The 1,613-nt window shown below is 49.9% G+C and carries 1 protein-coding gene and 1 pseudogene; both read left to right on the top strand.

The genetic code is table 11. From position 1 onward, the window contains the following. A partial coding sequence (locus tag ACTIE6_RS23610; RefSeq protein ID WP_439558968.1) for a SusD/RagB family nutrient-binding outer membrane lipoprotein occupies positions 1-1,372 on the top strand: 1,372 nt, incomplete at its 5' end. Between the two features lie 39 nt (positions 1,373-1,411). Continuing rightward, positions 1,412-1,613 (top strand): annotated as a pseudogene (locus tag ACTIE6_RS23605) (alkaline phosphatase family protein); the annotation flags it as partial.

The following is a 1,613-nucleotide window of genomic DNA, read 5'->3' as shown; positions in this document are numbered from 1 at the left end:
TACGCCGGGTGTAATGTTGGGTCAATTGCAATACCAGATCGTGAACAGCACGGTGAATGCAAGCCGCAATTTTACCCACGAGCTTATGCAGGTCGACGCGCCCCGGGCGAGCGCAGGCGGTGGCGGTTTGCACCGGTACCTGGTGAATCCGGGTACGGGGGTATGGAGTAATTTTTATACCTATCTTAATGATATTGAGGATATTTACATCATCGCCGACCGGCTCAATGAGAACAACTACAAGGCAATTGCCTTAATCTACAAAACGTGGAGCTACTCCATTCTGACGGACCTTTACGGCGACGTACCTTATTCGCAGGCTACCAAGGCGATCGAGGGTAACTTCAAGCCAGCGTTTGACAAGCAAAAGGACATTTACATTGAGCTCCTGAAAAATTTGGAGACAGCCAACAGTCTGCTCGACGATACCAAAGCGCTGACTTACGGCGGCGATATGCTTTACAATTCAAATGCATTATCGGGTGGTAAAAATTTGGGTATTCAGAAATGGAAGAAGTTTTGCAACTCGCTGCGGCTGAGATTACTGTTGAGAATTTCGAAGCGGGAAGGGGAAGTGAATGTAAAAGAGCAAATCAATGCAATTCTGGCTAATACGGCTGCAAACCCTGTTTTTACGACCAATTCCGACGAGGCAATTTTCAGGTATCCGGGTACATTTCCGTTTTTCAATCCATTTTACAATGCACGTCAGGTGGATTGGCGCGACGGGAATTATTATACCAAATTCTTCATGGATTTCATGAACCAGACCGGCGATCCGCGCCGTGCACCCTGGGCTACGCAGGTGAAAGCAGGGACTGAAAACGTTTACCGCGGCATCGAAAGCGGTTACCCGACCACGCTCGAATATGCAGTAGGAAGCAATTCCAGCTACTCCGACGCGCTGAAAACGCTGCCGCAGCTGGGCGTGATGATGACGCTGGCCGAAGTGGAATTTATCAAAGCCGAGCTCGCATTGAAAGGTTACAACACAGGATCAACGCCCGACAAACATTACGAAGCAGGTATCGCGGCTTCGATGACGCAATGGGGCGTGACGATGCCGGCGGGTTTCCTGGCGCAGCCTGGTATCGCATACAATGCGGCCGCCACGCCTGAAAAGCAGCTCGAACAGATTATGCTGCAAAAGTATTACGCTTACTTCTTTGTCGATTACCAGTCTTGGTTTGAAAAGCGCCGGACAGGCTATCCTGCATTGCCGCGCGGCGCAGGTATCCCGGCTGAAAACAAATTCCCTTCGCGCGTGCCTTACCCGACTTACCTGCAATCGCTCAATCCCGAGGCACTTGCCGGCGCGGTGGCTTCCATGGGCGGCGATAACAGTGATATCAAGGTTTGGTGGGATAAGTAGGTTGGTTTTTGATTGATTTTAAGATTTAGATTCAGGATTATGGTTAAAAATAGATTCCAACTTTTCGTTCTCGCGCTGCTTGTTTTTACAGGAACAGCGGTGCGTGCACAGCTGTCGCAAAATGGACAAGCGAGAAACAAAACGCTGATCGTTTTCTTCGACGGACTCCGGCCGGACTACATCACGGAAGCGCAAATGCCGAACTTGTTTGCCTTCAAACAAAAAGCATCCCACGGAAAGC

The organism is Dyadobacter sp. (genome assembly GCF_051859145.1).
GTDB lineage: Bacteria > Bacteroidota > Bacteroidia > Cytophagales > Spirosomataceae > Dyadobacter.
The sequence above is the reverse complement of the archived record's forward strand: the minus strand, read 5'-3'. Positions and strand labels throughout refer to the sequence as shown.